Below are 4,311 nucleotides of genomic sequence, written 5' to 3'. Positions count from 1 at the left end.
TAATTTTATCGATATTTGACTTAATATTCTTAATTTTGTGATCTAGCCTGGCCTATTAGGCTAATTTTAGTCTATTCCCGATACTCCTCCTCTCTACTCCCTACTCCCTACTCCCTACTCCCTACTCCCTCCGCTATTGTGGTAGAGCTTGAGTTTTAATCAAGTCATTGGCACGACGCAAGACACCATTAATAAAACGGTGTCCCTCTTCATCACTGTAGCGTTTAGCCAGTTCCACTGCTTCATTAATTGCGACTCGGTCTGGGATACCTAAAAACGCAATTTCCGCCACAGCCATCCGCAGAATATCCCGGTCAATACGAGGTAAGCGCTTCAGTTGCCAATCTTTCAGGGATTGGTTCAACATCTGATCAATCTCAAGCTGTCTACGACTGACAGCTTTGATAATTTCTAGGGTATAGCTACGGACTTCAGCCGTATTAGACAACTGGACAATTTCGGGAATCTCTACCGCACTTCCCAAGTGATTGATCGCTTTCTCGGTTAACTCAATTGCATCCGTTACCATTGCTCTAGCACTACGTACATCAGTAGCGCGAGTTTCACTTTCGAGAATGCGATCGCTACCCCGTTTCAGTTCAGCCGCCGCCGTTTCTAAAGCCTCTTGAATTTCTCCAGTCAGGGTACGAACAGCCGCCAGCACCAGATTATTCAGTTGTTGTGTATCCAACCGCTCTGGTGAGTTGGGCATCTGAGAGATGCTCAAAAGAGCCAGTTCACGGGCCATTCTGCGAGGTTGCATTGTTTGTCCTTAGTTAATTTTGTCCTTTTACCCAAAAAGATTAGGTTTCTTCTGTTGGCAAAACCTGCTGTATCATCTCAGGCAAAGGTTCTTCCAATGGTTGCTTTTCAGGAGGCTGCTGTAGGTTAATTGGGATTGCAGGGCTATCTGGGCTAACAATTCCACCTGAGAGCAATACTTTAAAGGCATCTTCGATGGACATCGAAAGATTAATGACTTCCTCTTCAGGAACCATAGCATACCAGCCACTGGTGGGATTAGGAGTAGTAGGTATGAAAACGCTCAACATCGGACGATTCATGTGGGATTGGAGTTGTGCACTCACAACACCGGTGACGAACGCTATCGCCCAGACTCCTTGGCGAGGATACTCTACCAAAATCACCCGACTAAACTTAGTTTTAGAATCCTGTAAAAGGGTTTCCAAAATCTGTTTAAGGGTTTTGTATACTGAGCCAGCTAAGGGAATCGCTTGCAATATTTTCTCACCCAAATCTAGCAACCACCGTCCAACAATGTTGCGTGCCATCAAGCCAATCAGCATAATAAATAGTAGTGGGACTGTCAGTCCCACTGCTAAATTTAGCAGATTTACTAAGATAGGGTTGAGATTATCAAAAGGGTTAATTTGTTTGGGAATTCTAGTTAAAAAATTTATCACCCAGTTGGCGATTGTAATCGTCAGCCAGATTGTGGTAGCCAGGGGAATTACCACTAGAATCCCCGCAATTAGGTCATTTTTTAGATCCTGCTTCAAGCCCTCGAACACAGAGCACAGATTCTCCTTTTAATAACTGAATAAAATTTTTTACTAGCCACCTAAATCACAACTACTCTCCCAACTTGTTCTAGCCACTTTTTTTTGGAGTGGGTGAAAAAATGCCAAGGTGGCTATAGCCGTTATACACTAGTATACCTCAGTTTCCGTAGCGTGCGCCGTTCCCGTAGCGTGCGCCCATGGGCAATGGGCAATCTAATCAATTTACTCCCTTATGAGGAGGATACAGGATAAAGAATTCAGTTTTCATCATAATAATTCAGCGATGTTAGTGGCACTATACAGAATATTATTGGATTCTTTCGCCAATTTATCGGAAAAGTTCCTTGACAATCAATTAGTCTGAATCGAAGCTCCTGACTTTAGACTCCTCAATGGTCTGATAGTTGGTTAGATTGGGCATAGGCGCACGCTACGGGAACGAACTCAGTTATTCTACACCAATAGACACTGATTTTGCAGTAGGTGGAGTGGGAGGAAAGTTGGGTTGCTTTCACCCATGGGAAGCTATATCATCGGAAAAATCTACGCTGCGCCTATTAGCTTATCTCGATAGTTGGGTAAGTTTTAACGGTGGAATTACACCTGTTTTACCTTCCCGTTCTAGAGTTTGGAGTTGGCTTTAGCTACTCCAAATCTGGTTTCTAGATACTGCCACAAAACGGTAGCCCGTTCGGATCAATCTAGAATACCACTTCCAAAGTCTGGCGCTAGTTAATGGGTGACAATATGATGCCATTAGGGCGTTATACCCATGACTAGATTTTACCCAGCACTAGCTATAGGGTTATTACTGGCATGAACTAACATCAGACCAGCTTTTTCCCTTTGACCAGATCAATCGGTATTATTCTTTACATATTACCAGAGATAGATTAACAAAGATAGAGAATCGGAATTGACACTCACCGGTGATTAGACGCGGGGATTGCTGCTACCCAGTTTTACTATGAAATGTTTGATTTATCAGTTAGTTAGCCAATTCAGTTAGTTAGCCAATGGTATAGTAATCTCTTTGATTCTACCCTAATCTGACATCAAGACTACTAGGATGAGGATGAAGTGACCTGGGTAGCATCAGAGTCTTTTGAGCCTTGGGAAGTTGAGGACATGACACGGCTACTGGGAGGGTGCATGGGATGCTTGAGTTCCCAAAGTTTGACCAATATCAGATACTCATAAAATGCTTGTAAGGTACACCAGGTAAACCCGGCTTGACCATCCAGGAAGCCTCCCAGTAGGAAATACATGTATATAAAACGCAATACAGGTCGCCAGGGCAAGCGTAAGGACAAGTTTTTGAGGGCACGGCGTCTTTCTACTTCCGAACGCCCAAAAAATAGGTCTGCCCACTGAACAGTTCCTTGGTCCAACTGGCGCAAGGTTTCGAGGGCTTCGTCGCTAGAGTAGCGATTGTGTTTATCAATCCAGCGGGTAAATCCCTTACTGTTGGTGTAGTGAGGATATGTTTCTTTGATGAAACCAGTCGGTCCATCACATACTTCCCGTTCCGTATGACCATAATCATCAAACCAAACATTGTCCTTACGAAACAGCCGTAGTTGGTAACGGGGATACTGAGTAGAGTAGCGAATCCACCGATTCATGAACATGACCCGCTCAGCAACGTAATAAGCCACATGCTCCTGTCCTTGTATTGCTCCCTGGCATTCGGCAAATAACTCAGGGGTCATGCGTTCATCAGCTTCAAGGATATAGACCCATTCGTACTTGGTGGGGACTTCCTTGAGCATCCAGGTGCGCTGACGTCCGTGACTTTCAAAGGCGTGCTGCACAACTCGCACCGGATACTGACTAGCAATTTCTACAGTGCGATCGCTACTGATTGAATCTACGATCATCACATCGTCCGATAGTAGGGCTGACTCGATACAAGCAGCAATATCTAGTTCTTCGTTGTAGGTCAGGATATAGATCGAGAACATGTCTTGGGGATCATCATCAAAAATCTGGTCAGGGTTAAAAGTCTCTACCCTACTAAGCTTGTCCACGACGGGTTACTGGTGTACTTCCCAACCCGCGCAATCCGGTCCAGCCAATGGCAATATAGCCAATTGCTAGGAGTAAGCTACTCAGACCAGTTTTAATGCCCAGTTTGAAAGCTTCAGTGGTGGCTCGTTTCTCTAGTTGAAGTTTCTGACTACGGATTTGGTTAATATTCTGCTCTGCTTCTTGATTGAGTACGTCAGGGTTTTCCTTTATTGCCTGCAATTGTTGTCTAACTCTGTTAGCCTGAGCTTTGGCTTGCTCAAGCTGTTGTGCTGGAATCCTACCACTTTTAATGGCTGCATCTAAATCGGCGAGTCTCTTTTCTACCTGGGCTATACCTTGAGGACTTTTGAGAAGTTCAGTGACTTGCTGAGTGCGGTTTTCCAGTTGAACTTCGGCGGTCTTGGCTCTTTGGTTAATTTGTTCTAGAGCCTGGGAACTTTGCAAACGAAGGTTATTGAGATGTAGGGGTACCATTAGCAAAAAGACCAACCCTAGAAAACTAGAGAGACACAGCACCCAAAATCGGAGATCTTGAACCGAAGATTTTGGCTGTGTGGTAGCGGTAGCAGCACTTTGAGCAATCCAATATCCAGCAAATAAAAACCCAATGCCGACCATAGGGATAATGCCTCGGTCAACAACTTGGGTAGCAAAGTTCAACTGCCACTCTGGCTTTAACAGGCTAGCTCCCTGTGAGGGAATTGCCAAAATGATGTAATCCAAAAGAGAGGAAACGATCATTATCACCCCGACAACA

General features: G+C 44.5%; 5 protein-coding genes. 1 reads left to right on the top strand and 4 read right to left on the bottom strand.

The genetic code is table 11. From position 1 onward, the window contains the following. Positions 1–133 precede the first annotated feature (133 nt). Both nusB and F6K20_RS26305 read right to left on the bottom strand, forming a co-directional pair. Positions 134–763, bottom strand: coding sequence for a transcription antitermination factor NusB (nusB, locus tag F6K20_RS26310; protein WP_008178519.1), 630 nt, complete (start codon positions 761–763; stop codon positions 134–136). A 40-nt stretch (positions 764–803) separates the two neighbouring features. Then, the gene (locus F6K20_RS26305; protein ID WP_008178521.1) at positions 804–1,532 is read right to left on the bottom strand and encodes a DUF502 domain-containing protein; all 729 of its coding nucleotides are present in this window, start codon (positions 1,530–1,532) and stop codon (positions 804–806) included. Between the two features lie 102 nt (positions 1,533–1,634). On the opposite strand from F6K20_RS26305, the gene F6K20_RS26300 reads away from it, so the two are divergent. Continuing rightward, complete coding sequence (locus F6K20_RS26300; protein ID WP_154659653.1) at positions 1,635–1,775, top strand: hypothetical protein; 141 nt, start codon at positions 1,635–1,637, stop codon at positions 1,773–1,775. An 812-nt stretch (positions 1,776–2,587) separates the two neighbouring features. Here F6K20_RS26300 and F6K20_RS26295 read toward each other — a convergent pair. After that, positions 2,588–3,487, bottom strand: coding sequence for a glycosyltransferase family 2 protein (locus F6K20_RS26295; RefSeq protein ID WP_287251762.1), 900 nt, complete (start codon positions 3,485–3,487; stop codon positions 2,588–2,590). Positions 3,488–3,539: 52 nt separating this feature from the next. Further along, positions 3,540–4,311, bottom strand: a 772-nt coding sequence (hpsJ-B, locus tag F6K20_RS26290) for a hormogonium polysaccharide biosynthesis protein HpsJ (RefSeq protein ID WP_287296600.1), incomplete at its 5' end; no start/stop codon positions are given.

Source organism: Moorena sp. SIO2C4 (assembly GCF_010672485.1).
In the GTDB taxonomy this organism is placed as follows: Bacteria; Cyanobacteriota; Cyanobacteriia; order Cyanobacteriales; family Coleofasciculaceae; genus Moorena; species Moorena producens.
This window is presented reverse-complemented; position numbering and strand designations above follow the sequence as displayed.